The sequence below is a fragment of the Saccharomonospora azurea NA-128 genome (assembly GCF_000231055.2).
Classification (GTDB): domain Bacteria; phylum Actinomycetota; class Actinomycetes; order Mycobacteriales; family Pseudonocardiaceae; genus Saccharomonospora; species Saccharomonospora azurea.
The window spans coordinates 2688358-2711007 of record NZ_CM001466.1; the positions used below are offsets into that span (position 1 = coordinate 2688358).

Here is a 22650-nt window from a genome sequence, read left to right on the forward strand (position 1 = left end):
GCTGTAATCGAACTCCCGGCGACGAGCAGCGGATGGACTGATGATGGAGGCGTACACCCACGACGAGGTGTCCACCTGGCAACAGCAGGTGGACGTCGTCGAACTCGCGCTCGCCGCGACGACCGCGGGCGCGTGGTCGGTCGACCTCCCGGACTTCGAGACTACGTGGAGTACGGAACTACCCGAGGTCCTCGGTGTGGACGCGGCCGAGACCGCCGCCGTCCGGGAGCGGCTGCTCGAATTGATCGAGCCGTTGACCGTGGCGGCACAGAATTGCCCGGTGTGGCACAATTTCGATCTCGAGCAGCGCCACATGACGCCCGGCGGTGAAACACGATGGACCCGCTTTCTCGCCCGCGCCCAGGGCAATGCCGTCACCGGGAAGGTGCATCGACTGGTGGGAATCGCTGCTGACGTGACCGAGCGGCACGGCAACGCGCAGGCCCTGGCCGATCTCGCGGACCGCTATCGCCTGCTCGTGGAGTTCAGTCCGGACGGCATCTGCGTGCATCAGGACGGCGATCTCGTCTACGTCAACCCGGCCGCCGCCCGCTTCGTCGCCGCCGACGAGCCCTCCGCCGTGCTCGGCCGCCCCATCATCGACTTCGTCAACCCGAGGTCCGTGCCGGAGTTGCTGCAGCGCGTGTCCTCCCTCCGCGGTCCCGGCGAGGCCACCGAGCCGACCGAGGTGCGGCTCTCCCGGCTCGACGGCGGGTCGATGCTCATCGAGTCCGTGTCCGTGCGCACCACCTGGAAGGGCCGTCCCGCCTATCAGGTGATCATGCGCGACATCACGGCGCAGAAGGCCGCCGAGTCGGCGCTGCGCTACCAGGCCGCCCTGGTCAGCCACGTCAGCGACGCGATCATCGGCACCAGCTCGGACGGCATGGTGACGAGCTGGAACCCCGCGGCCGAGCGCGTGTACGGCCACAGCGAGGACGTCGCTCTCGGCAGGTCCGTGGGGGAGGTCGTGGGCGCGACGCTCGACCCGCAGGCGGTGGTCGCGCAGGGCGGGGTGATCGAGGCGGAACATCGCAAGGCCGACGGGTCCGCACTGACGGTGCGCGTGTCGGCCTCCCCGATGGACACCGGCTACGTGCTCGTGTGCGCCGACGAGACCGCGCGCCGGGCCGCCGAACGGCGCTACCGCACCGTGGTGGCCGCTCTCGACGAGGGTGTCGTGGTGCTCGACGCCAACGGCCTGGTCGGGTCGGCCAATCCCGCGGCGGGCCGGATCCTCGGGCTGCCCGTCGAGGCCATGATCGGGTGCTCGCCGACGTTGTTCCCGCTGCACGACGAGTCGGGCGCCCGTATCCCGCCCAGCGAGTACCCGTCGTCGTTGGTGCGGACCACGGGCATGGCCACCCAGAACCGGGTCGTGCGGGCCCGGAGGCCCGACGGGTGCTGGGTGTGGCTGTCCATGAGTTGCCGCCCGCTGGACTCGGGCGCCACACCCCCGCACCAGGTGGTCACGTCGTTCACCGACATCACCGAGCGCAAGGCGATCGGCGAACGGCTCGAACACGACGCGACGCACGACCCGCTGACCGGCCTCGCCAACCGCACGCTCGTCCTCCAGCGGTTGAGCGAGGCACTGCACCGCCGCCGTGACGGGTCGCTCGCCTGCGTGCTGTTCATCGACCTCGACAAGTTCAAGGTCATCAACGACTCGCTCGGACACGGCATCGGCGACAAGGTGCTGCGGATCGCGGGCCAGCGGCTGAAGAACAGCGTGCGCCGCAACGACCTGGTGGGCAGGCTCGGCGGTGACGAGTTCGCGGTCGTGACCCTGGGTGTGGAGCACGGCAAGCAGATCCGGGCGCTCATCCACCACATCCGCGACGCGCTGACCGAGCCGATCACCGTGGACGGCCGCAGGCTACGCGTCGACGCCAGCATCGGCGTGGTGACCGCGGGCGAGGACGACGAACGGTCGGCCGAGGACCTGCTGCGTGACGCCGACGTGGCGATGTACCAGGCCAAGACGCGGGGGCGAGGGCGCCACGAGTTCTTCGACGTCGAGCTGCGCGAGCGGGTCCAGCGGCAGCTGCGGCTGGAGCAGGACCTGCGCGACTCCGTGCGGGCGGGGCAGCTCTGGGTCGCCTACCAGCCCGTCGTCGACCTGCGCACCTACCAGCGGGTGGCCGTCGAGGGGCTGTTGCGCTGGCAGCATCCCGTGCACGGTCTGATCTCGCCGGGCGAGTTCATCCCGCTGGCCGAGGAGAGCGACCTCATCAACCTCGTCGGCGGGCACATGCTCCGCACCGCCACCCGGGAGCTGGCCCGCCGCCGGCTGCGCGGCGACGTCCGCACGAGGCTCACCGTCAATCTCTCGGCGCGTCAGCTGGAGGACGACTCGGTGGTCGACGCCGTCCACGACGCGCTACGCAGCACGGGCCTCCCGCCCGCCGAACTGTGCCTGGAGATCACCGAGAGCGCCCTCATGCGCGATCCCGAGGCGGCGGCGGACGTCCTCACGGCCCTGCGTGGTCTGGGCGTCCGGTTGGCGATCGACGACTTCGGCACCGGCTACTCGTCGCTCGCCCAGCTCTGGAAGCTCCCACTCGACACGCTCAAGATCGACCGCTCGTTCGTGATGGGCCTCGACGGTTCCGACCACGCGGACGCCGAAGCCATCATCAAGGGCATCGTCACCATGGCCCACTCGATGGGGCTGACCGTCATCGCCGAGGGCACCGAGAACGAACGCCAGGTGGCCATCCTGCGCGGGCTGGGGTGCGACCAGGCGCAGGGCTACCACTTCGGCAGACCGGCTCCGGCCGACGAGGTGTTCCGGAGCTGATTCCCGGGCACTCCGGCGGCCGTCACGCGTCCACGACGAGCACTTCGAGCGTCCTCGGGCCGTGCACGCCCTCCACTCGGTCGAGCTCGATGTCGCTGGTCGCCGAGGGGCCGCTCACGAACGTCAGAGGCCGGGTCGGGTCGAGCCGCCGCAACGCCTCGGGGACGCTGACCGCGATCGCCTCGGCGCGGACCACGCACAGGTGGTAGTCGGGCACGAGGGTGAGCAGCCGTCGTCCCTGGGCCGCACCCGCGTCGAGCACGATGGTTCCCGTTTCCGCGATGCCCACGGCGGCGCCGGTGACCACTCCGTCGACGCCGTCCACAACGGACAGGTCGAGCGGCGGCTCGTCGAGCAGCCACCGCACGCCGTCCACGCGCCACGGCTCGGGAAGATCCGGCGGTGCCACCACGCTGTCCACACCGCGACGGCGGAGACACTCGCCGATCGTGCGCGGCAGCTCCCCAGCCACCACGCGGTGGACGACGGCCTTGTAGTGCTCCACCCGCTCGACGAACAGACCCACCGGGTCGGCCACGGCGCGGACCGTGTCGTAATCCCTCGGCACCGTCCTGGGTGGCACGCGCGGAGCGCTTCGGATGCGGGCGAGGATCTCGCGGCGGGCGCTACTCACGACTGCGCCTCCACCACATGCGGAAGCTCTCCTTCGGCACGGCGGGCACGTCCCGCGTCGCCGTCCACCGCGACCCCGGCCACGGGAGGCGCTTGAGTGTGCCGTCGCCTCCGGCGAAGAACCGCGACAGCGAACCCGCTCGCTGCGCCGCCTCGTACCGGCGCGGATCGCGGAACACCCACGCGGCGGCCGACATCGCCAGCGCCTCGGGGTCGTGCCTGGGCTTCGCCTTCACGGCCTGCGCCCGGAGGTGCGTCAGCACCTCGGGGATGTTGATGCGCACCGGGCACACCTCGTAGCACGCGCCGCACAGCGACGAGGCGTACGGCAGCGAGGCCGCCTGCTCGTCCGCCATGTCACCGGCCAGCTGCGGCGCGAGGATCGCGCCGATCGGCCCGGGGTAGACCGACCCGTAGGCCTGCCCGCCGGTGCGTTCGTACACCGGGCACACGTTGAGGCAGGCCGAGCAGCGGATGCACCGCAGCGCCTGCCTCCCCACCTCGTCCGCGAGCGTGGCGCTGCGGCCGTTGTCGAGGAGGACGAGGTGGAACTCGCTCGGCCCGTCGCCCGGAGTGACTCCCGTCCAGATCGACGTGTACGGGTTCATCCGCTCCGCCGTCGACGACCTCGGCAGCAGTTGCAGGAACACTTCGAGGTCGCGCCACGTGGGCACGAGCTTCTCGATGCCCATCACCGTGATCAGCGTCTCGGGCAGCGTCACGCACATGCGCCCGTTGCCCTCCGACTCCACCACGGCGATCGAGCCCGTGTCCGCGACGGCGAAGTTGGCCCCGGAAACGGCGACCTTGGCTGCGAGGAACCGGCGGCGCAGGTGCCGCCGCGCCGCCTCCGCCAGCACCCGCGGCTCGTCGCCGGCGGGCGGTTCCGCCATCGTGCGCGAGAAGATCTCCCGGATCTCGGCCCGGTTGCGGTGGATCGCGGGCACGAGGATGTGCGACGGCCGGTCCTTCCCCAACTGCACGATCAGTTCCGCGAGATCGGTCTCGACCGGCCGCACGCCCCGAGCTTCGAGATACTCGTTCAGCCCGATCTCTGCGGTGGCCATGGACTTCACCTTCACGACCTCGTCGGCGCCCTTGGCCCGGGCGAGGTCGTGGACGATGCGGTTCGCCTTCTCGGCGTCCCGCGCCCAGTGCACCACCCCGCCGCGGGCGGTGACGGCCTCCTCCAGCCGCACCAGGTAGGTGTCCAGGTTGGCGAGCACGTCGTCCTTGATCGCCTCGCCCGCTCTGCGCAACCGCTCCCAGTCGTCGAGCTCGGCCACGGCCTCCGCCCGCTTGGCGCGGATGGTGGTGGTGGCCTTGCGCAGGTTCGTGCGCAGCTGCGTGTCGTCGAGTGCGGCGCGGGCCGCGCGGGGAAACGTCGGGCTCCCGAGCCACGTCACGGGGTTGCGACCCACGGCTCTTCCTCCGTACTCGCGAGAATCTCCGCCAGATGCAGCGCCCGCACGCCCGTGCTCAGCCGGGACAGACCACCGCCGATGTGCATGAGACACGAGTTGTCCCCCGCCGTCACCACCTGCGCAACCGTGTCCTGCACGCAGCGCATCTTGTCGGCCAGCATCGCCGTGGACGTCTCGGCGTTCTTGAGCGCGAAGGTGCCGCCGAATCCGCAACACTGCTCCGCCTGCGGCAGTTCCACGAGGTCGAGACCGCGCACCGCGCGCAGCAGGCGCACGGGCCGGTCGCCGACGCCGAGCATGCGCAGCGAGTGGCACGTCGGGTGGTAGGTCACCCGGTGCGGGAAGTACGCGCCCACGTCCGTCACCCCGAGCACGTCGACGAGGAACTCGCTGAGCTCGTACGTGCGCTCGACGGCCGGACTCGCGCCGCACAACCCGGGATGGATCTCGCGCACCATGCCCGCGCAGGAACCCGACGGCGCCACGACGTGGTCGTAGCCGTCGAACACCTCCGCATAGCGACGGGCGAGCGGCACGGCCTCGTCGTGGTAGCCGGTGTTGAAGTGCATCTGACCGCAGCACGTCTGGCCGAGGGGGAAGTCGACCTCGCACCCCAGCCGGGTCAGGAGCCGGACCACGGCCTTCCCCGTGTCGGGGTAGAGCGTGTCGGTGAGGCACGTGGCGAACAACGCCACGCGCGGTCGTCCTCTCCTCGCCTCGGCCTCCACGTGAGCGAGCGTAATGACGGCGCTCGGTCGGCGCCAGAGGCGCGCGAAAGTCCGCATTCCGTCCACATGCGACTTACGGCCCGCCTGCCGGGCCGGTCGACGATCACTGTCAGCGATCGTTTCGCCCCCGGGCGGAAACGCTGCGCGACTACGGTTCAATCGACGGATGACACCCGAACCGGCGAGCAACATCACGCCTCCACCGCCCGGGCGCTACGAGCTCGACACCGAGGGCTCCACGGTCGAGTTCGCCATGAAGCACCTCTTCGGCCTCCTGCCCGTGCGCGGCACATTCGCACTCGCCGGCGGATCGGCGACGGTCGCCGACCCCGTCGAGAAGTCCACTGTGGAGGCGCAGATCGACGCGGCCAGCTTCCGCACGCCGACGCCGCCGCGGGACCGGGTCGTCCGCTCGACGATGTACCTCGACACCGACAACCACCCGACGATCTCCTTCAGCTCGACGCAGTGGGACGGCAACACCCTCACGGGCACGCTCACCGTCCGGGAGGTCACCGGACCCGTCACGCTGACCGTCACGGAGTCCTCAGTGAACGGCGACTCGTTCACCGCGCGCGCCACGGCCCGAGTCGACCGGCTCGCGCTGGGCGTCACGGCGGCCCGGGGAATGACCGGCCGCTACCTCGACTTCACCCTCGCCGTGCGCTTCGTCCGGCGCTGACGCCGGGGTGCATCCGGGCTGACGCGCAGGGCGTGCAGCGTGGTCGCGAGCATCTCGTAGTGCCCCACCAGCAGCAGCAGTTCGATGAGGCGCCGCTCGTCCAGGTGCGCGGCCAGCCCGCTCCACGTCTCGTCGGTGACGTCGCGGAGCTCGTGGAGTTCGTCGGCGGCCCGCAACAGCAGGCGCTCACGCTGCGACCAGCCGGGCGCGTCCGGTCCTTCGACCACGCGAGCGAGCTCGTCCTCGCTCAACCCGGCACGTCGCCCCAGTCGCCGGTGATGGGTGCGCTCGTAGTCGCTGCGGGCGAGCGTCGCGACGCGCAGGATCACCAGCTCGCTCTCGCGCCGGGGCAGCCGGCCGCCCGGCATGAGGCGACCCGCGAAATGCAGCCACGCCCAGAAGAGTCCCCGCGCGCGACCCAACGTCGTGAAGAGGGCCGGTGTCTCGGTGCCGGTCACGCGCCCTGCGGCGCGGGCGAACACCCACGCGACGACGCCGATCTCCCGGCGTCCACCCGGCGCGATCCGCGGGCGCCTCATGCGGCGTCGGCCTGACGTGCCTCGGCCACGGCTGGCAACGCCTTGTTCGCACCCCAGTTCATCAGCCGCATCAGCCCGACGTAGGCGAACGGGAGGTGGCGTTGCAGCGCGTGGGCGAGTCGGATGTCGGTGGAGGTGTAGATCCAGTACCGGCCCCGCCGCATACCGTCGAGGATGGCGACGGCGGCCTGGTCGGGGGTGACGGCGTGCTTGCGGAAGGCGGCCTGGGCCCGCTGGAACGCACGGCTGTGCTTGTCGACACCGGCGACGTCGATGGTGTCGGTCAGCGGAGTGGCGACCGCACCGGGACAGACCAGGCTCACCCCGATGCCGTGGCGACGCAGGTCGAACCGCAGCACCTCCGACACCCCGCGCACGCCGAACTTGCTCGCGCTGTACGCCGCGTGCCACGGCATGCCGATGATCCCCGCCGCCGACGCCACGTTGACCAGCTGACCGCCCCTGCCGCTGTCGATCATCGGCGGCACCAGGGCCTCGATCACGTGGATCGGCCCCATGAGGTTCACGTCGACCAGCCGACGCCACTGATGATGCTCCAGCGACCGCACGGTGCCCCAGATCGAGATGCCCGCGATGTTCATGACCACGTCCATGGCGCCGTGCCCGCCGGTCAACCGCTGCCCGAGCCGACCCACCGCGTCGTGGTCGGCCACGTCGACGGCCTCGGCGAACGCCACCGTGCCTCCGGTGGACTCGATCTCCGTGACCACCCGTGCGAGCGCGTCGGCGCGAATGTCCGTCAGGTGGAGAACCGCCCCCAGCCGACCGGCCCGCAACGCGACGGCGCGGCCGATACCGCTCGCCGCGCCGGTGAGGAAGACCTTGCGTCCGCGCAGGTCACGAACCCTTCCGCGTCGCGACGGCAACCCCATGAGAGCGGAGTGTAACGACGCGAAGACCCGCACGTCAGGGGGCAGAAAGGAAAGGTTGCCGAAGGCGGACCGACACAGCAGAACGGCCCACCTCTCACATCGAGGTGGGCCGTTCTCGCAGCTTATGACCGTGGCCAGGGCCGGGGTCGAACCGGCGACCTTCCGCTTTTCAGGCGGACGCTCGTACCAACTGAGCTACCTGGCCAGAACGCCGGTACACACCGGAACGCCGTGGCGACCCTGACGGGACTCGAACCCGCGACCTTCGCCGTGACAGGGCGACGCGCTAACCAACTGCGCCACAGGGCCTTGATTATGTAGTTGTGCCGTACTCCCAACGGGATTCGAACCCGCGTTGCCGCCTTGAAAGGGCGGAGTCCTAGGCCGCTAGACGATGGGAGCCCAGTCGGTTCGGCGAACCGATCGACCGTGCTCTCCAGGTCCCCCTGGGAGCGATGATTAGTTTACGGTACTCGGTTTCCCCCTTCCACAGGGGGGTCACTTAAGCGTCGAAGTGGCCTTCGACCTGCGGAAACAGTAACACGCGAGCGCCGGGACGGCCATGCACTCGCCGAGGCGGCGACGCGGGACGTGCAATCGCTCGCCGACGGGTCCGAACCAACCGCGCTGCGACGAAAATTTTCCTGCTTTCGACCCTCTTCGCAGGCAGTTCGCCGCACGACTGCGTCCTTCACCATAAGTAATTGCCCGATTCCGTTCTCGGCACTACCGTGATCCCTGGATCGCCCAGGTGCGGGTCAGGGGGTGCGCACCTGGGCAACCGGCACCACAGCCTCAGTGCTGCACCGGGCTGCGCCCACCGTCGTCCGGCGTGAGCCCCAACATGTCCAGCAACCGGGCGCAGTCCTCGGCCCCTCTCGCCCCGTGCGCGACCGCAAGGCGAGCCCTGCGCACTTGATCGTCCGAAATCCGCGGAGTGTCCTGCCCGGCGCGCTGCACAGGTAGGCCGCATCCACCGCCCTGCCCTCCGGACTCGTACCGGAGGAGAAACTGCCGCACCTCAACCGACCCGCTCATGGCGCCTCCCAAGGGGCTCGACGTTCGGACCGGAGGCTAACGAGCCGCCACGAACACACGCAGCCCCCCGGAGAGTGAAACTCCCACCACGGAGCGTGTCGCACGACGGGAACAGTGGAACGCGCAACGATGAACAACGGCCCACGATCAGGTAACGCGCTGGAGAGGATTTTCTGTTCAGCACTCGCGATCGTGCTCGTGGTCGTGTAACAATCGACGTGCTGACACACCCCCGGTCAGCGCCTGTGGAGATCCCCTCCGGCCCCCGCGTTCCTCCCCCTGGCGCGGGGGCCTCTCCATGTCCGGAGCCGGCGGCTTTCTCACCGCGTGTCACCGAGCGTGACACAGCGTCGTTCGAGCTCAGAGCCACAGCTTGCGACCCGCCGAGACACAACCGTTATCGTGTGGGCGTGCCACTACCCTCATTCGGACGCAGCCGAAGCTCGAAGGCCGCCCCCGGGCGTCGCAGCGACACCTCAGGGCCCGCAGCCGCCGAGCCGACCGCTGACGATCCCGAGCTGTCCAGCTACCTCGCCGCCCTGGCTCCGGAGAGCGATCTCGAGACCACGGGCTCCGGGCGACGGTTCGGGGAAGCGCAGGTCTACCAGTTGAGGCTGAGCCTCGCCGCCGGGCAGGAGCTCAAGGACCTCGCCTCGCAACGGGGCACGTCGCCGCAGGCACTCGCCCAGGAGTGGGTCCTCGAACGCCTGGCGGAGGAGACGGCGAACCCGTACGCGGCCTCCCAGTCGGCGCCCCCGCCCGCCCGTCCCGCGGCCGCTCCGATGCCGCCGCACGCGGACGACTCCGCCGACCCCACCACCGAGGAACTGTTCCTCGACCAGCACCAGTGGCCCGGCGAGCCCGTACCCGGCCGCCACGGCTGACCCCCGACACGACAAGAACGAGCCCCCGGCGTGAGATCCGCCGGGGGCTCGTTCGTCGTCAGTGGGGTGTGTCAGGTCCTCAGAGAGCCCGCACCCTCTGAGCCTGCGGGCCCTTCTGGCCCTGACCGACCTCGAACTCCACGCGCTGGTTCTCCTCCAGCGTGCGGAAGCCACGGCCTTCGATCTCCGAGTAGTGGACGAACACGTCGCCCTCGCCACCGTCCTGGGCGATGAAGCCGAAGCCCTTCTCGGCGTTGAACCACTTCACAGTGCCTTGCGCCACCGCTGTACTCCTCGTTGCTGTTCCGCATGGACACCGCCGAAGCGGCATCCCGGCCGTCCCGGGCGGTTCCAACGAGACGAGCGCGCAAGCGTGTTCGGCTAACGGCCCGCGTCAGAAGTTCCGCGAGTGTGAAGCCACGAACACGCAAAACGACGGCCACTGAGCAGCCTACCGACATTCTCGCGTTTGCGAAGCCCTTTGTTCGCGGGTTGGCCCGGACGGGCGGATCATGGGCGGACGGCGTGTCGCCGACCCGCCGCAGGCCGGACGGCCGACCGACCGGGTCGTCGCCGACCGCGTCCCCGATGACAATGCGCACTTTCCCCCGGTAGCGGGAACACGGAGCGCAGTCAGAAACGTCATCAGTACAGGTGATACATCACGATCGTGTGAGTGTGATCACCTTTGTCGAGGGGCAACGATTTGAGATGCCACGACGTCAGTCAGGTACGCGGGGAGAAGGGGAACGACGTTGACGCGATCCATGCCGGGGTACAGAAGAAGACCACTCGCGCTCTTGGCGATCGCGCTGGCCACCGTCCTGGGACTGGTGGCGTGCACGAGCTCCGGAGGCGGCGGCAACACGGCCCAGGGCGCCCCGGGCGGTGCTGGCGACGACTCCCCCATGACGATCTCCTTCGAACCGGCCGACGGCAGTGACGCCGTGGCTCCGCGCGCTCCCGTGTCGGTGACGGTGGAGGGCGGCACGCTCACCGAGATCGCCCTCACCAACCCCGAGGGCAAGCAGGTCGAAGGCACCCTGTCCGAGGACAAGACGGCCTGGCAGGTCGCCGAGCCGCTCGGCTACGGCAAGCAGTACACGTGGTCGGGCACCGCGCGGGACGCGGGCGGCAAGGACGTGCCGGTCAAGGGCTCGTTCACCACGGTCAACCCCTCGGCCACGAACGGCGTGCGCTCGAACGTGGGTGACGGCAACACGTACGGCATCGCCATGCCCATCTCCCTGACGTTCGACGCCCCCGTGAAGGACAAGGCCGCCGTCGAGAAGGCGCTGTCCGTGAAGACCTCCCCGGAGAACGAGGGCGCGTGGGCGTGGCTGTCCGACCAGTCCGTGCACTGGCGCCCCAAGGAGTACTGGCAGCCGAACACCGAGGTCGAGGTCAACGCCGACCTCTACGGCGTGCACTTCGGCGACGGCGTCTACGGCGACAACGACCTCGCGGTGACGTTCTCCATCGGCCGGGCCCAGATCGCGAAGGGCAACACGCAGACGCACCGCTTCGAGATCTACCGCGACGGCGAGAAGGTGGCCGACTACCCGGCGAGCTACGGGCGCGAGTCCGACCCCAACCTCGTCACGCGCAGCGGCGTGCACGTGGTGATGAGCAAGCACGCCAAGTACTTCATGAACAACCCCGGCTACGGCTACGAGGACTTCGAGGTCGCCTGGGCCGTGCGGATCTCCAACAACGGCGAGTTCACCCACGCCGCACCCTGGTCGGTGGGCGACCAGGGCAGGGCCAACGTCTCGCACGGCTGCATCAACCTGTCCGACGCGAACGCCAAGGAGTTCTACGACAGCGCGTTGCCCGGTGACCCGGTGGAAATCACCGGCAGCTCCGAGCAGCTGTCGGAACGCGACGGCCTCTACCACGACTGGATCTACTCGTGGGAGGAATGGCAGTCGTTCTCGGCACTCGACGGCTGATTCGGTGAAATCCGGTGTGGCGGTGGCCGCTTTGCGCGACCACCGCCGCCGTCTTTCGCGGGCCCGCCGGATAGCGTGGTGAGGTGAGCGCAACCGCACAGAACTGGCCTCCCGTCGAGGTGGAGCCGCCTTCTCCGCACCCGGACGCGCCCGCCCCGGGCCAGCCCCTGGATGCGCACTACAGCCACTGCTTCGGCTGCGGCGACGAGGTGGAGTCCGGACTGCGCATCCGGTCGACCGTCGGCGAGCACCACGTGGTGGTCTCGACGTTCACCGTCACCAAGGACCACCAGGGTGCCCCCGGACTCGCCCACGGCGGCCTGCTGACGTGCGCGTTCGACGAAGCACTGGGCACCGCGGCGGGCAACCTGCTGCGCGTGCCCGTGGTGACCGCCAAGCTCGAGACCGACTTCCGCCGTCCTGTGCCCGTGGGCTCGACGCTGTACATCACCACGAAGCTCTGCGGCAGGGCGGGCCGGAAGGTGTACACGAGCGCGGAAGGCAGGCTCGACGCCGCCGACGGACCGCTGGCGGTCGAAGCGCGCGCGCTGTTCGTCACCGTCGGTGTGGAGCACTTCCTCGAACACGGTGACCCGGAGCAGCTGAAGGAGCTCGGCGAGCGGCATTCCGACTGGGACGTCAACCCCTGATGTTCTTCGCCGTCCTGAGCGTTCTGATCACCGTCGTCCACCTCTACCTGTGGCGGCGGCTGGTTCGCGACACCACGCGTCCCGGAAGTCGGGCCCGCGTGGTGGGCACGGTCGCGCTCGTGGTGTGCGTGGCGCTGATGATCGCAGCGCTGTCGCTCGGCACGAGCGTGTCGCCGGAGATCGCCCGGTGGTTCGCCTGGCCCGGTTACCTGTGGCTGGCGATGTTCTTCTACCTGCTGCTGGCACTGCTCGTGCTGGAGCTGCCCCGGCTCGCACTGCGCGGGTGGCTGCGCAGGGACCCCGCACGCACGCCGGACGCTGCGCAAGCGGCGGACACGGCGGAGGCGGCGGAGCGCGCAGGCTCCGACGGCGACGAACCGGGTGATCGCGACGAGGGCGAGTCCGGCTCCGGGTCGACACCGCGGATCTCCCGCCGCATGGCGCTGTCCCGTGGCTCGGCGGCGCTGGCCGGCGTGGTCTCGCTCGGCCTCGTCGGACACGGCACCACGGTGGCCATGGGGGCGCCGACGGTCACGCACGTGCCGATCGCCCTGCGCAGGCTCGACCCGCGCGTCGAGGGCTTCCGCATCGCGCTGATCAGCGACGTGCACCTCGGCCCGATCATCGGCCGGTCGTTCACGCAGCGGATCGTCGACCTGGTGAACGCCGAGAACGTCGATGCCGTCGCCATCGCCGGTGACCTCGTGGACGGCTCCGTGGCCGACCTCGCCGACGCGGCGGCGCCGCTGGCCGACCTGCGCAGCACCCACGGCACCTTCTACGTCACCGGCAACCACGAGTACTACGTGGGATACGAGCAGTGGATCGACTTCGTCCCCACGCTCGGCATGCGGCCGCTGCGCAACGAGCGCGTCGAGATCCACCATCACGGCGGGGTGTTCGACCTCGCCGGCATCAACGACGCCACCGGTTACCAGTGGCAGGACCCCGGTGACGTCGGCGAGGCGCTCGCGGGCCGGGACCCGAACCGAGCCGTGGTGCTGGTGGCCCACCAGCCCGTCGACTTCGACGACGCGGTGGGGCACGACGTCGACCTGATGCTGGCCGGACACACCCACGGCGGGCAGCTGTCGCCGTTCGAGCTGGCCGTCACCCTCCAGCAGGGAGCCGTGGCCGGCTTCTACGAGAAGGACCGCACGAAGATGTACGTCACGCGCGGGGCGGGCTTCTGGGGCCCGCCCGTGCGCGTGGGCGCGCCGCCCGACATCACCGTCGTCGAGCTGCGCCGCGGCTGACCACCCGGCTCACGTCAGGGTGCGCGGCCGCACGGCGTTGGCGCGGTCGACCAGCTCGATGCGCTCCTCGCTCGTGCCCGCCAGGCGCGCCAGCGTGCGGTAGCACCGTTCCAAACCGAACCGCAGGTCGCGCTCGGCGAGCCGGCACCCGAGGACCGTGGTGTCCCCGTTCGGCTGCCCACCTGCGCCCAGCCAGCCGAACGCGGTCTCCAGCACCTCGGCCGTGAGCTTCGTCTTGCGCTCGACGTCGAGGTCGAGGCGTTCGAGCTGCGCGGCGGCGTGCGCCAGGTCGGCTTCGGTGAGCTGGTGCGCACCCTCGACGAACCGAGTCTTGATCTTCACCGCGGCCACCTGCGCAGCGACGTGGTGGGTGGACGACGGAGGCACCGACTCCAGCACCTCGATCGCACTTCGCCGACCTCCCTGCGCCAGGTAGACGCGGGCGAGGCCGAACGCGGCACTGACGTACGAGCGGTCGGTGCGCCACACCAGTTCGTACAACCGCGCGGCCTTGAAGTAGTCGCCCACCGCTTCGGCGGTCACGGCCAGCGCGAGCTTGGGCGCGATCTCGCCGGGCAGCTCGTCGTACACCGCGTCGAACGCCACGTGCGCGACCTTCGGCCGTCCACCGGCGAGCTCGATCAAGCCCTTGTACCAGTCGACGCGCCAGTCGTGGGGGAAACCGGACTTGATCGCCAGGTACTGCGCCGCCTGCAGCTGACGGTGCGCCTCGGCGAGCTCACCCAGCTCGATGCGGGCCCGGACGATCCGCAGCCGGACCTCGATCGACTCCCGCGGCGCGTTGGCGAGCGCCGAGATCGCCGTCTGCGGACCCGCCGACAGCAACGTGGCGAGCACGCCCGCGCCGGGGTCGTCGGTGTCCACCTGCGGGATCGGCAGACCGGCGACGACCTCGCCCGGGTTGGGCAACGGCGGACGTCCACCCCGTTCCGGCACCACGAGGTCGACGCCGAACGTGTTGGTCTCCGGCCCGAACACCGTGGACGCACCGGGCCGCGGCTTGCCGGTGCCCATCGACAGGATCTCGCGGAGCACACCCGTGAGCTGGTCGGTCATCTCCTCCGCGGAGATGAACCGCCGGTCGGGGTCGAGGTGCGTGGCCCTGCGCAGGAACCGGTAGTAGCTGTCGAACAGCTGGAACAGCGGGACCTCGTCCCGGCCCGGAAGCGTGGTCTTGTACTTGCTGGTGTAGCCGGTGAACTCGAAGCTCAGCACCGCCAGCGTGCGCCCGACGGTGAACAGGTCGGACGCCACCGACGCGCCGTGGGTGGCCAGCTCGGGCGCGCTGTACCCGCTGGTGAAGAACAGCGGGCTCTCGTAGTCGTCCATGCGCCGCACGGCACCCAGGTCGATCAGCTTGAGCTGCTCGTGGGTCTGGATGACGTTGTCGGGCTTCAGGTCGCAGTACAGCAGGCCCTGGTTGTGGAGATAACCCATCGCGGGCAGGATCTCCAGCCCGTAGGCGATCACCTGCGCGATCGGCAACGGCTCCGCCCGGCCGCTCTTGCGGTGGTGCTCCAACGCGAGCTGCCGCAGCGACTGACCGCCGACGTACTCCATGACGATGTAGCCGACGGAGTTGCCGGTGTCCGGATCGGGATGCTCGACGAAGTTGTAGATCCGGACGATGTTGGGATGCTCGACCTCGGCGAGGAACTTGGTCTCGTTCACCGCCGCCGCCACGGCGGTGGCGTCGCCGGTGTTGATCAGTCCTTTGAGGACGACCCAGCGCTCACTGACGTTGTGGTCCTTGGCGAGGTAGATCCAGCCGAGCCCGCCGTACGCGATCGCACCGAGCACCTCGTACTGGCCGCCGACCATCTCGTGCGGCCGGAGCTTCGGCACGAACGAGAACCGGGTGCCGCACTTCTCGCACGTGCCCTCCGGATTGCCGGGGGCACCGTCGCGGGAGCGGCCGACCTTCGCACTGCACTTGCCGCAGTACCGCTTCTCCTCCGAGACGACCGGGTCGGTCAGCACCGCCTCGGCGGGATCGCGGTAGGGCACCGCGGGCACGTCGACGAGTCCGGCCCCGAGACGGCCCCGGCGGGACCTGCGCGACGAGGTGCGGCGCGGCCTCCCGGGGTAGCTGCCGGTGCCCGTGCCGGTACCGGTACCAGTGCCCGTGCCCGTTCCGGTTCCCGTGCCTGTTCCCGTTCCCGTTCCCAGACCGAACGAGATCGGGCCGCTCGTGGACCGCGGCAACACACTCTCCGTGCCCGGGTTGGGCAGGTTCGGCGTGTCGGGCTCGGGTGGCGGCTTGGGCGACGCGATGAACGTCGTCGCGGGCGCCTTGGCGGCGAGCACACTGGTGAGCTGCGGTTCGGGCTGCGCCGGGTTCAGCTGTCCCGACTGCCCGGGGTGGTCCGGCCTCGGCCGCCCCGGCTGGGCTTGACGGACCTCGGCCCGGTGAGCCGGCTGCGGGGTTCCCGAGTCGGCCTGGGGACGGGCGTGCCGAGGCGGCTGCCCGGCCTGGGAAGGATTCGACAACGTCTCCGGCTGCACCGTCGGACCACTGGCCTCGTCCGGTGCGGCATGCCGAGGACGGCGTGGCTCATCCGACACTGCTACCTCCGAAAGGTGTCACCGGTACTGGGGCTGGGGCGGCGAGGCAGGCCCCAGGTCCTCGCGCAGCCAGCGGTTGTAGCTCTCCTGCCAGGCGCCACCGCGGACCTTCTCGAGCACGGAGTTCACGTACCGGACCATGTCCTCGTTGTCCTTGGGGATGCCGATCCCGTAGTACTCCTCGGTGAACGGATCCCCGACGATCTTGGTGCCCGTCCGGTCCTGCGCCCGCATGCCGGCGAGGATCGTGTCGTCGGTCGAGACCGCCGCGACCTGACCCTGCTGCAGCAGCACCAGGCAGTCGGACCAGTCGTCGACGGCGACCGGGATGGGCTTCGGCGTGCTGGCCGCGATGTTCTTCAACGACGTGGAGTCCCGTGCCGCGCACACGCGCTTGCCGCCGAGGTCCGACAGGTCGCGGGCCGTGGAGTCGGCGTCCACGAGCACCCGCTGTCCCGCCACGTAGTACACCGACGAGAAGTTGATCTGCTCCAGCCGCTCACACGTGATCGAGAACGTGCGCACGACGATGTCGACGTCGCCGTTCTGCAGCGCGGAGACTCGCTCGGCCGACGTGATGGCCTTGAACTTCACGGCCTTGGGATCGCCGAGCAGCGACCGGGCGATCTCGCGCGCGATGTCGATGTCGAACCCGTGGAGATCACCGCTCTCGGGGTCGGAGAAGCCGAACAGGAAGCTGTTCTGGTCGACCCCGACGACGAGGTGCCCGCGTTGTTTGATCTCGGCCATGGTCGACGACGCCGGGATCGCCGAGCTGGGCGAGAGACTGCGGGTCGGGTCGCAGCTGTCGTCGCCGGTTCCCGCCGTGTCGAGCTGGGGGTCGACCTGCGCGTTGGCGGGCATCGGAGGTTGCACCGAGCCCACCGGCGCCGGGTCGGCGGGCCGCGTGACGGTGGAGCAGCCCGCCACCACCACGAGCAGTGACGCGAGCAGGCCCACGTGAAGCCGGGTCCGGGTCCTCATCAGCGATACTCCCGCAGACGTTCGCGAATACCGAGTGTGGCGCCGAGCGCGGCGATGACCGACAGCAGCGCGTAGGCCGGGGCGAGCAGAGTCAACGCGTTCGCTCCGGCGGAGGTGTTCTCCACGAAGTTGCGTCTCGCGGAGTCGATCGAGGCGGCGAGCTCGCTGTCGACCCGGTTGAACGCCGTGGCGGGACTGTTCTCGTCCTTCTCGTCGATCGCCAGCAGGACGGCCTGCCGGTGCTCGCCGTTGCCGTCGAGCTCCCGTACCCGGTCGTGAGCGCTCAACCAGTCCGCGGCGTGGTCGGTGGCGGCGCGGAGGTTCACGCCCGACTCCGCCTCGGCGACGGCCTCGCTCAGCAGGCCACCACGCCCGTCCGCTCCCGCGAACCGCTGGAAGTGCTCGGCGAACCCTTCCTCGTACTCCTGCCCACCGCCGCGCGCGACCAGGGTAAGCGTCTCGTCGGCGCGAGCCTGCAGCGCGGCGATGCGCGCGCGGACCAGCCGGTCGGCCTGCTCCGTGCCGTCCTCACGGCCGCTGCCCACGAACACGCCCTGCACGATGAGCGCAACGGCGGTCCACAGCACCAGCAGGCCCACCGCGCCCGAGGACACCAGCAGACCGACGTTGAACACCCGGTTGGTCCGGCGCTTCAGATACACCTGGACGTAGGCGAGCGCGGCGATCAGGCACGCGAGCATCAGCGCGATGAACCACGGGAAACTCGTCGCGTCGTCCTGCTCGTCGGCGAGGCGGGTCGCGTTGACCCGGTAGAGGTCCTCGGCGGCGGGCAGGATCGTCGAGCGCAGCAGCTCGGACGCCTCCCGCAGGTACGCCGCCCCGACGGGGTAGCCCTGCCGGTCGTTGGCCTTCGCCGAGGCGATGAGACCGGTGTAGACCGGCAGTTCCCTGCTGATCACGTTGATCTGCTCGGCCGCCTCGGGATTGCCCGCCGAGTCCGACGCGGCCTTCGCCAGCGCCGCACCGGCCTTGGCGATGTCGGTCGCGTACCGCTCCCGCAGCGCGGCGGACTCGGTACCGGGAATCAGGAACGCCGTCGCGGCCGTGGCGTCGGCGTCCGACAGCGACCGGTACACCTCCTGCGCCGCCGCGGCGAGCGGTTCGCGGTGCTCCACCAGCGTGTCGACGCTGTCGTCACGCTCCTGCATGGACAGAGTGCCGACCAGGCCCGTGAGCAACGACAGGACGACGAGGCCGACCACGATCAGCGACAGCCGCCCCGGTGTCGTGGCCGCCGACCGCACCATGCCGCGCGCCAGTTCCGCAGGGAGGTCCAGCAGCGCGCCCAACCCCGACCGCGGACCACGATCGCCCCCTGACGGTCCCGAGCCGGCGGGCGCCATCGCCGAGCCGCCCCGCGGCACGGTGCTCGTCATCGCGTTCCTCCACCCAGTCTCGGCACGCGCAAACCGTATCCGAGACGACCGGACCACGAGTGCGGAGTCCGGCAAGAGAACGCGGATCGTGCTGGTGCTGTGATCACCAGCGGAGGTTCACCGGGAGCACCATCCTCACGTGAACTCCCACGTCGCCTCTCGCCTCCGGCCTGCCGATCATGAGACTCTCTGGCCGTGACCTACGTGCATTGGGAGATCGTGCCGACCCGGTGGAAGGACAACGACGTCTACGGGCACGTCAACAACGTCGTGCACTACGCCGTCATGGACACCGTGATCAACAACTGGCTGATCGGCAAGGGCGGTCTGGACATCCACGAGGGCGGCGTGATCGGGCTGTGCGTCGAGTCGCACTGCAACTACCACGCCTCCGTCTCCTACCCGGAGAAGTTGTCCGTGGGCCTGCGGGTCGGGCACCTCGGCCGGTCGAGCGTGCGTTACGAGATCGGCCTGCACCGGGAGGACCGCTCGGAGCTGATCGCGCAGGGCCACTTCGTGCACGTGTTCGTGGATCGGCGGACGCGGCGTCCGGTCGAGGTGACCGGGGAGCTGCGCGACGCGCTGACAGCGTTGATGGCCGGCTGATGGTCAACTGACGAGCGCGACCGACCTCCCCGTATCCTACGACTGGTCGTAGACGTTGGGAGGGCCAGTGATCAGTGGGTTCGCCGTCGCGATCGCGATCTGTGCGCTCGCGGTCGCCGTGTGGAGCTTCGTGCTCGTGGCCGTGAACCGGCCGCCCACCCGATCGCTGCTGTTCGGTCTCGCCGGCGTGGAGGCGCTGCTGGCCGTCCAGGTGGTGATCTCGGTCGTGCTGCTGATCGCGGGCGAGCGTCCCGGCAGCATGCTCACCTTCCTCGCCTACCTGGTGGGCGCACTGCTGGTGCTGCCCCTGGGCACCGTGTGGGCGCTGGCCGAACGCACCCGGTCGAGCACGGCGGTGCTGGGCGTCGCCTGCATCACCGTGCCCGTCCTGATCTTGCGGATGTACCAGGTGTGGGAGGGCGCCAGTGCCTGAACGTGAGCCCGAGCCGACCACCGCGACCCCGCCCGCCACAGCGAGCGGACCCGGACGCGTGTTGGTCGCCATCTACGCGATCTTCGCGATCGGCTCCACCTCCAGGGCGGCGGCGCAGATCGCCACGAGGTTCGACGAAGCCCCCGTGCCCTACGCGCTGTCGGCTCTCGCCGCGGTGGTGTACGTGCTCGCCACCGTGGCGCTCGCGAAACATGGTGTGGCGTGGTGGCGCGTCGCCGTGGTGGCCTGCGCCTTCGAGATGACCGGCGTGCTGGTGATCGGCACCGCCAGCGTGCTCCTTCCCGACGCCTTCCCCGACGCGACCGTGTGGTCGAACTACGGGATGGGCTACCTCTTCATTCCCCTGGTGTTGCCCGTGTTCGGGCTGCTCTGGCTCCGCCGCACCGCGCCGAGGCGGTGACTTCCGCGCACAGTGAATACCGTCCGACCGCCGTGTTCCGTGCGGTCGGACGACGAGCTCACCAGAGCACCGCGACGCCGATGTTGACCAGCGTCAACCCGGCCAGGGCGTAGAACATGCCCTGCGCGCCCTGCGGCTTGCGCCAGAGGATGTGCGCGAGCACCAGCACGATGACCGCGATGCCGAGCTTGACCGCGATCTTGGTGTTGTCGACCTCGTTGTCCACGAGACCGGCCGAGGCGATACCGGTGATGGCCACGCCCGTGATGACCTGGGCTCCCGCGCCGGACATGAGGACCATGCCGCTGGGTCCCTGCGGTGCGGTGAGCCGCAGCACCACGCCCGCGACGAGCAGTGCCATACCGAGCAGGTGCAGAACGACCAGAATGTCGTAAACGATGTTCATGGCGGAAAGATACTACAAACGGTAGTAACTACTGGAGCGGCAGGGCGAAGATGCTCGCCGACGTTGCGAGCGCGACCACGAGCATCGCGCACGCCAGCGGCCACACCAGTGGAAACGCCGCCCGCTGCGGCTGCCGCAAGCGGTGGATCCGCGCCACGACGTGCGCGTCGGCGCCCGCCACGGCCAACGCCCCGATCGGCGTCCCGGGGGCTCCGTGGGCGTGGAACCGCTCCAACGCCCTCGCCAACGGCTCCCGCCCGTGCTGCCGGGCGGCCCTGTCGTCGGCACACATCTCCACGAGCAGCTCGATCGTCGAACACACCCGGGTCAGCAGTCGACTGGACGGCAGCAGGCGCCGCAACGCCTGGAACGGCGCGAGGACCAGATCGTGGCGTTCGCGCGCGTGTGCGCGTTCGTGCGCCAACACGGCGTCCAACTCCGCCTTGCTGAGCAGACGGCGGGCGCCCGCACTCACCACGATGCGGGGATGCCTGCCCGGCACGCAGTACGCCACCGCCACCGGGTGGTCGACCTCCACCAGCGCACCCGAGTTCGGTTGAGCGACGAGCTGCAACAACAACCGGTGCCGCGCCCGCGCCCGCGCGGTGTCACGGAAGCAGAGGATCTGGTTCACCACGAGCCACGCCCCCAGCAGCAGCCCGGCGGCCACGGCGCCCAGATGCCACACGTCGAGCTCGGTCCAGCGCGCGGGCAGGTCGAGCAGCGCGGGGAACACTCCCCGCCGGAACGGGGCGAGCCCGAAGCCGAACAGCATGCCCACCGTGGACAGGACGAGCGTGAGACCACCCATCTGCCACAACACGAGAGCCGGCCGCGGGTGGGCATGGGTCCAGCGACTCCGCAACAACCACACCATCACCGTCACGGCGACGGCCGCCGCCGCGACCTGATGCCCCACGAGGATCACGTCTGCCCGCCCTGCCGGTCCGCGCCCGGGGCCCGCACCCCGCGGAGCAGCGCCTGCCGCAGCGCGTCGGCCTCGTCACTGGTCACCGAGTTCGCGAAGTGCACCAGCGCCGAACCGCGGTCGCCGCTCAACTCCAGCGCCTCCAACATCAGCTCCGCGACGTAGGCCTCCCGCCCCGCCGCGGGCCGGTACAACCACGCGCGCCCCTGACGGCTGCGCTGCACGACTCCTTTGCCCGCCAACCGGGTCAGGACCGTCATCACGGTGGTGTAGGCGAGCCCGCGATCACCGAGCGCGGCATGGACGGCACGCACGCTGACGGGCTCGTCGCGTGCCCAGAGCACCTCCATCACCGCGCGCTCCAGTTCACCGAGCCTAGCCACGTCCACCCCTTCACTTGTCGCCTTTCGCACCAGATTGAACCACGGCGGGACGCCCGTGAGTCAGCTCACCGAACGATCTACGACGTGCCGAGCGCGGGCGTTGATCTCCGCGAGACGGATGTGGAGTTGGTTCAGGCGCTCGCTGGGAAACAGCACCTCCGGGCCGGACGGGGCGTAGTCGGTGAACGGCGGGTCGTAGAGCACGCTCGGCTCCATCACCCCGTTCTGGGTGAGGTGGTCGACGATCAGCCTGAGGAACTCGATCTGCTTGGAGCTGAACGTCGTGTCGTCCAGAAACTCCGACAGCGCCTCGACGACCGACTCACGCTCCAGTCCGACCAGTGATCGGATGAACGCACCGAGGCCGCGGGTCGCAGATCATGTCGTCGCGGGTCGGTTCGGTCAGTTCGACCATCAGGCGAATGATGTGACGCGGGGTGCGGAACTGCCCGTTCTGCCCAGCACTGGCGATCTTGCCGAGCATGTACTCGTAGAGGTCACCCTTGGTGTCGCGGTTGTCCATGTCGATGCCGTCGAGCAGCGCGACGACCTTGGACAACAGCGCGGGCGTCGGGATGGTGAACCGGGCATCCCGCATGTGAGCGGCATAGGTGGACTCGTCGCCGGACTGTGCACCGCCAAGCGTCTGGAGGAACGGGAAGGCGTGCTCGGCCATCACCGTGTACATGTCGCGCGGGTCCTTGTTGCGGAGGTTCGACCAGCGCAGGTCCTCATACGATCGACCCTTGGGGTCGGCGCCCTCCGGGAACATGCGACGCCGCATCGGCTCGCCCGTGCGTTCGGCGCGGTTCAACTCCCGGGTGTGCAACTCGTCGAGCCGCTTGAGAAACAGCAGGTAGGTGAGCTGCTCCATCACCTCAAGCGGATTGGCGATGCCCCTGACCAGAACGCGTCCCAAATCCGATCGATCTTGCTCTTGAGGTCACCTGTGATCACGTGGGTCCCGTCCTTGCCGATAACTCTTGCGGTGTAGTCGTGCACCGACGACCGCCCGTTACGCTAT

General features: G+C 69.8%; 24 protein-coding genes and 3 tRNA genes. 9 read left to right on the plus strand and 18 right to left on the minus strand.

The window, feature by feature from the left end; all coding sequences use genetic code 11:
* Positions 1-40 precede the first annotated feature (40 nt).
* Positions 41-2803: a sensor domain-containing protein gene (locus SACAZDRAFT_RS11995; RefSeq protein ID WP_005441965.1), complete on the plus strand. Its 2763-nt coding sequence runs from the start codon at positions 41-43 to the stop codon at positions 2801-2803.
* A gap of 22 nt (positions 2804-2825) precedes the next feature.
* Here the strand turns inward: SACAZDRAFT_RS11995 and SACAZDRAFT_RS12000 are convergent, their stop codons facing one another.
* From SACAZDRAFT_RS12000 to SACAZDRAFT_RS12010, 3 genes are read right to left on the minus strand one after another with little or no spacing between them, the layout of a single operon-like run.
* Positions 2826-3437 carry a LutC/YkgG family protein gene (locus SACAZDRAFT_RS12000; protein WP_005441967.1) on the minus strand — a complete coding sequence of 204 codons (612 nt, stop codon included), beginning with the start codon at positions 3435-3437 and terminating at the stop codon, positions 2826-2828.
* Positions 3430-4857 (minus strand): LutB/LldF family L-lactate oxidation iron-sulfur protein, encoded by a 1428-nt coding sequence (locus SACAZDRAFT_RS12005; RefSeq protein ID WP_005441969.1) that lies wholly within the window; start codon positions 4855-4857, stop codon positions 3430-3432. The genes SACAZDRAFT_RS12000 and SACAZDRAFT_RS12005 overlap by 8 nt, the downstream gene beginning before the upstream one ends.
* Positions 4839-5555, minus strand: coding sequence for a (Fe-S)-binding protein (locus SACAZDRAFT_RS12010; RefSeq protein WP_005441972.1), 717 nt, complete (start codon positions 5553-5555; stop codon positions 4839-4841). Before SACAZDRAFT_RS12010 ends, SACAZDRAFT_RS12005 begins: the two co-directional genes overlap by 19 nt.
* A 199-nt stretch (positions 5556-5754) precedes the next feature.
* Here SACAZDRAFT_RS12010 and SACAZDRAFT_RS12015 point away from each other — a divergent pair, with 199 nt between their 5' ends.
* Positions 5755-6270: a YceI family protein gene (locus SACAZDRAFT_RS12015; RefSeq protein WP_005441974.1), complete on the plus strand. Its 516-nt coding sequence runs from the start codon at positions 5755-5757 to the stop codon at positions 6268-6270.
* On the opposite strand, the gene SACAZDRAFT_RS12020 is transcribed toward SACAZDRAFT_RS12015, so the two are convergent.
* From SACAZDRAFT_RS12020 to SACAZDRAFT_RS23785, 6 genes are all read right to left on the minus strand, one after another.
* A complete protein-coding gene (locus tag SACAZDRAFT_RS12020; protein ID WP_005441975.1) occupies positions 6228-6809 on the minus strand; it encodes a carboxymuconolactone decarboxylase family protein in 582 nt (193 codons plus the stop codon). The two genes, SACAZDRAFT_RS12015 and SACAZDRAFT_RS12020, sit on opposite strands and share 43 nt — an antisense overlap.
* Positions 6806-7702: an SDR family oxidoreductase gene (locus SACAZDRAFT_RS12025; protein WP_005441977.1), complete on the minus strand. Its 897-nt coding sequence runs from the start codon at positions 7700-7702 to the stop codon at positions 6806-6808. The genes SACAZDRAFT_RS12020 and SACAZDRAFT_RS12025 overlap by 4 nt, the downstream gene beginning before the upstream one ends.
* Before the next feature lie 131 nt (positions 7703-7833).
* Positions 7834-7907: transfer RNA gene (locus tag SACAZDRAFT_RS12030), tRNA-Phe, on the minus strand.
* Positions 7908-7934: 27 nt separating this feature from the next.
* Positions 7935-8011, minus strand: a tRNA-Asp gene (locus SACAZDRAFT_RS12035).
* A 20-nt stretch (positions 8012-8031) separates the two neighbouring features.
* Positions 8032-8104, minus strand: a tRNA-Glu gene (locus tag SACAZDRAFT_RS12040).
* Between the two features lie 393 nt (positions 8105-8497).
* Positions 8498-8740, minus strand: coding sequence for a hypothetical protein (locus tag SACAZDRAFT_RS23785; RefSeq protein ID WP_005441979.1), 243 nt, complete (start codon positions 8738-8740; stop codon positions 8498-8500).
* 404 nt (positions 8741-9144) lie between these two features.
* On the opposite strand from SACAZDRAFT_RS23785, the gene SACAZDRAFT_RS12050 reads away from it, so the two are divergent.
* The gene (locus SACAZDRAFT_RS12050; protein WP_005441981.1) at positions 9145-9624 is read left to right on the plus strand and encodes a hypothetical protein; all 480 of its coding nucleotides are present in this window, start codon (positions 9145-9147) and stop codon (positions 9622-9624) included.
* A gap of 79 nt (positions 9625-9703) precedes the next feature.
* Here the strand turns inward: SACAZDRAFT_RS12050 and SACAZDRAFT_RS12055 are convergent, their stop codons facing one another.
* The gene (locus tag SACAZDRAFT_RS12055) at positions 9704-9907 is read right to left on the minus strand and encodes a cold-shock protein (protein ID WP_005441988.1); all 204 of its coding nucleotides are present in this window, start codon (positions 9905-9907) and stop codon (positions 9704-9706) included.
* Between the two features lie 484 nt (positions 9908-10391).
* Here SACAZDRAFT_RS12055 and SACAZDRAFT_RS12060 point away from each other — a divergent pair, with 484 nt between their 5' ends.
* The 3 genes from SACAZDRAFT_RS12060 (at position 10392) to SACAZDRAFT_RS12070 (ending at position 13482) form a co-directional block, all read left to right on the plus strand.
* Entirely contained in the window at positions 10392-11576 is a 1185-nt protein-coding gene (locus SACAZDRAFT_RS12060) for a L,D-transpeptidase (RefSeq protein ID WP_005441989.1), read from the plus strand.
* Positions 11577-11659: 83 nt separating this feature from the next.
* Positions 11660-12226, plus strand: coding sequence for a PaaI family thioesterase (locus SACAZDRAFT_RS12065; RefSeq protein WP_005445774.1), 567 nt, complete (start codon positions 11660-11662; stop codon positions 12224-12226).
* The gene (locus SACAZDRAFT_RS12070) at positions 12226-13482 is read left to right on the plus strand and encodes a metallophosphoesterase (protein WP_005441991.1); all 1257 of its coding nucleotides are present in this window, start codon (positions 12226-12228) and stop codon (positions 13480-13482) included. The genes SACAZDRAFT_RS12065 and SACAZDRAFT_RS12070 overlap by 1 nt, the downstream gene beginning before the upstream one ends.
* Positions 13483-13491: 9 nt before the next feature.
* Here SACAZDRAFT_RS12070 and SACAZDRAFT_RS12075 read toward each other — a convergent pair whose 3' ends face one another.
* From SACAZDRAFT_RS12075 to SACAZDRAFT_RS12085, 3 genes are read right to left on the minus strand one after another with little or no spacing between them, the layout of a single operon-like run.
* Positions 13492-16068: a serine/threonine-protein kinase gene (locus SACAZDRAFT_RS12075; protein ID WP_005441992.1), complete on the minus strand. Its 2577-nt coding sequence runs from the start codon at positions 16066-16068 to the stop codon at positions 13492-13494.
* A gap of 18 nt (positions 16069-16086) precedes the next feature.
* Positions 16087-17052, minus strand: coding sequence for a glutamate ABC transporter substrate-binding protein (locus SACAZDRAFT_RS12080; protein ID WP_005441993.1), 966 nt, complete (start codon positions 17050-17052; stop codon positions 16087-16089).
* Positions 17052-18449 (minus strand): hypothetical protein, encoded by a 1398-nt coding sequence (locus tag SACAZDRAFT_RS12085; protein ID WP_005441994.1) that lies wholly within the window; start codon positions 18447-18449, stop codon positions 17052-17054. The genes SACAZDRAFT_RS12080 and SACAZDRAFT_RS12085 overlap by 1 nt, the downstream gene beginning before the upstream one ends.
* Before the next feature lie 195 nt (positions 18450-18644).
* Between SACAZDRAFT_RS12085 and SACAZDRAFT_RS12090 the strand changes: the two genes are divergently transcribed.
* The 3 genes from SACAZDRAFT_RS12090 to SACAZDRAFT_RS12100 all read left to right on the plus strand — a co-directional run bounded on the left by SACAZDRAFT_RS12090 (position 18645) and on the right by SACAZDRAFT_RS12100 (position 19909).
* Entirely contained in the window at positions 18645-19055 is a 411-nt protein-coding gene (locus SACAZDRAFT_RS12090) for an acyl-CoA thioesterase (RefSeq protein WP_005441996.1), read from the plus strand.
* 67 nt (positions 19056-19122) lie between these two features.
* Positions 19123-19488: a hypothetical protein gene (locus SACAZDRAFT_RS12095; RefSeq protein ID WP_005441997.1), complete on the plus strand. Its 366-nt coding sequence runs from the start codon at positions 19123-19125 to the stop codon at positions 19486-19488.
* Positions 19481-19909 (plus strand): hypothetical protein, encoded by a 429-nt coding sequence (locus tag SACAZDRAFT_RS12100; protein WP_005442000.1) that lies wholly within the window; start codon positions 19481-19483, stop codon positions 19907-19909. The genes SACAZDRAFT_RS12095 and SACAZDRAFT_RS12100 overlap by 8 nt, the downstream gene beginning before the upstream one ends.
* A gap of 58 nt (positions 19910-19967) precedes the next feature.
* Here SACAZDRAFT_RS12100 and SACAZDRAFT_RS12105 read toward each other — a convergent pair whose 3' ends face one another.
* The 5 genes from SACAZDRAFT_RS12105 to SACAZDRAFT_RS12120 are packed head-to-tail and all read right to left on the minus strand — an operon-like array spanning position 19968 to position 22500.
* The gene (locus SACAZDRAFT_RS12105) at positions 19968-20315 is read right to left on the minus strand and encodes a hypothetical protein (RefSeq protein ID WP_005442001.1); all 348 of its coding nucleotides are present in this window, start codon (positions 20313-20315) and stop codon (positions 19968-19970) included.
* Positions 20316-20343: 28 nt separating this feature from the next.
* Positions 20344-21243: a M56 family metallopeptidase gene (locus SACAZDRAFT_RS12110; RefSeq protein WP_005442002.1), complete on the minus strand. Its 900-nt coding sequence runs from the start codon at positions 21241-21243 to the stop codon at positions 20344-20346.
* Positions 21240-21632: a BlaI/MecI/CopY family transcriptional regulator gene (locus SACAZDRAFT_RS12115; protein ID WP_005445784.1), complete on the minus strand. Its 393-nt coding sequence runs from the start codon at positions 21630-21632 to the stop codon at positions 21240-21242. The genes SACAZDRAFT_RS12110 and SACAZDRAFT_RS12115 overlap by 4 nt, the downstream gene beginning before the upstream one ends.
* A 54-nt stretch (positions 21633-21686) precedes the next feature.
* Entirely contained in the window at positions 21687-21977 is a 291-nt protein-coding gene (locus SACAZDRAFT_RS22490; protein WP_332307670.1) for a type I restriction-modification enzyme R subunit C-terminal domain-containing protein, read from the minus strand.
* The gene (locus SACAZDRAFT_RS12120; protein WP_198283869.1) at positions 21949-22500 is read right to left on the minus strand and encodes a type I restriction-modification system subunit M N-terminal domain-containing protein; all 552 of its coding nucleotides are present in this window, start codon (positions 22498-22500) and stop codon (positions 21949-21951) included. The genes SACAZDRAFT_RS22490 and SACAZDRAFT_RS12120 overlap by 29 nt, the downstream gene beginning before the upstream one ends.
* Positions 22501-22650 lie beyond the last annotated feature (150 nt).

Bases quoted from the DNA above. Each gene is read 5' to 3' on its own strand.
- SACAZDRAFT_RS11995 (WP_005441965.1), top strand. From the start codon at position 41: ATGATGGAGGCGTACACCCACGACGAGGTGTCCACCTGGCAACAGCAG.
- SACAZDRAFT_RS12015 (WP_005441974.1), top strand. From the start codon at position 5,755: ATGACACCCGAACCGGCGAGCAACATCACGCCTCCACCGCCCGGGCGC.
- SACAZDRAFT_RS12020 (WP_005441975.1), bottom strand. From the start codon at position 6,809: ATGAGGCGCCCGCGGATCGCGCCGGGTGGACGCCGGGAGATCGGCGTC.
- SACAZDRAFT_RS12025 (WP_005441977.1), bottom strand. From the start codon at position 7,702: ATGGGGTTGCCGTCGCGACGCGGAAGGGTTCGTGACCTGCGCGGACGC.
- SACAZDRAFT_RS23785 (WP_005441979.1), bottom strand. From the start codon at position 8,740: ATGAGCGGGTCGGTTGAGGTGCGGCAGTTTCTCCTCCGGTACGAGTCC.
- SACAZDRAFT_RS12060 (WP_005441989.1), top strand. From the start codon at position 10,392: ATGCCGGGGTACAGAAGAAGACCACTCGCGCTCTTGGCGATCGCGCTG.
- SACAZDRAFT_RS12070 (WP_005441991.1), top strand. From the start codon at position 12,226: ATGTTCTTCGCCGTCCTGAGCGTTCTGATCACCGTCGTCCACCTCTAC.
- SACAZDRAFT_RS12080 (WP_005441993.1), bottom strand. From the start codon at position 17,052: ATGAGGACCCGGACCCGGCTTCACGTGGGCCTGCTCGCGTCACTGCTC.
- SACAZDRAFT_RS12085 (WP_005441994.1), bottom strand. From the start codon at position 18,449: ATGACGAGCACCGTGCCGCGGGGCGGCTCGGCGATGGCGCCCGCCGGC.
- SACAZDRAFT_RS12105 (WP_005442001.1), bottom strand. From the start codon at position 20,315: ATGAACATCGTTTACGACATTCTGGTCGTTCTGCACCTGCTCGGTATG.
- SACAZDRAFT_RS12120 (WP_198283869.1), bottom strand. From the start codon at position 22,500: ATGGAGCAGCTCACCTACCTGCTGTTTCTCAAGCGGCTCGACGAGTTG.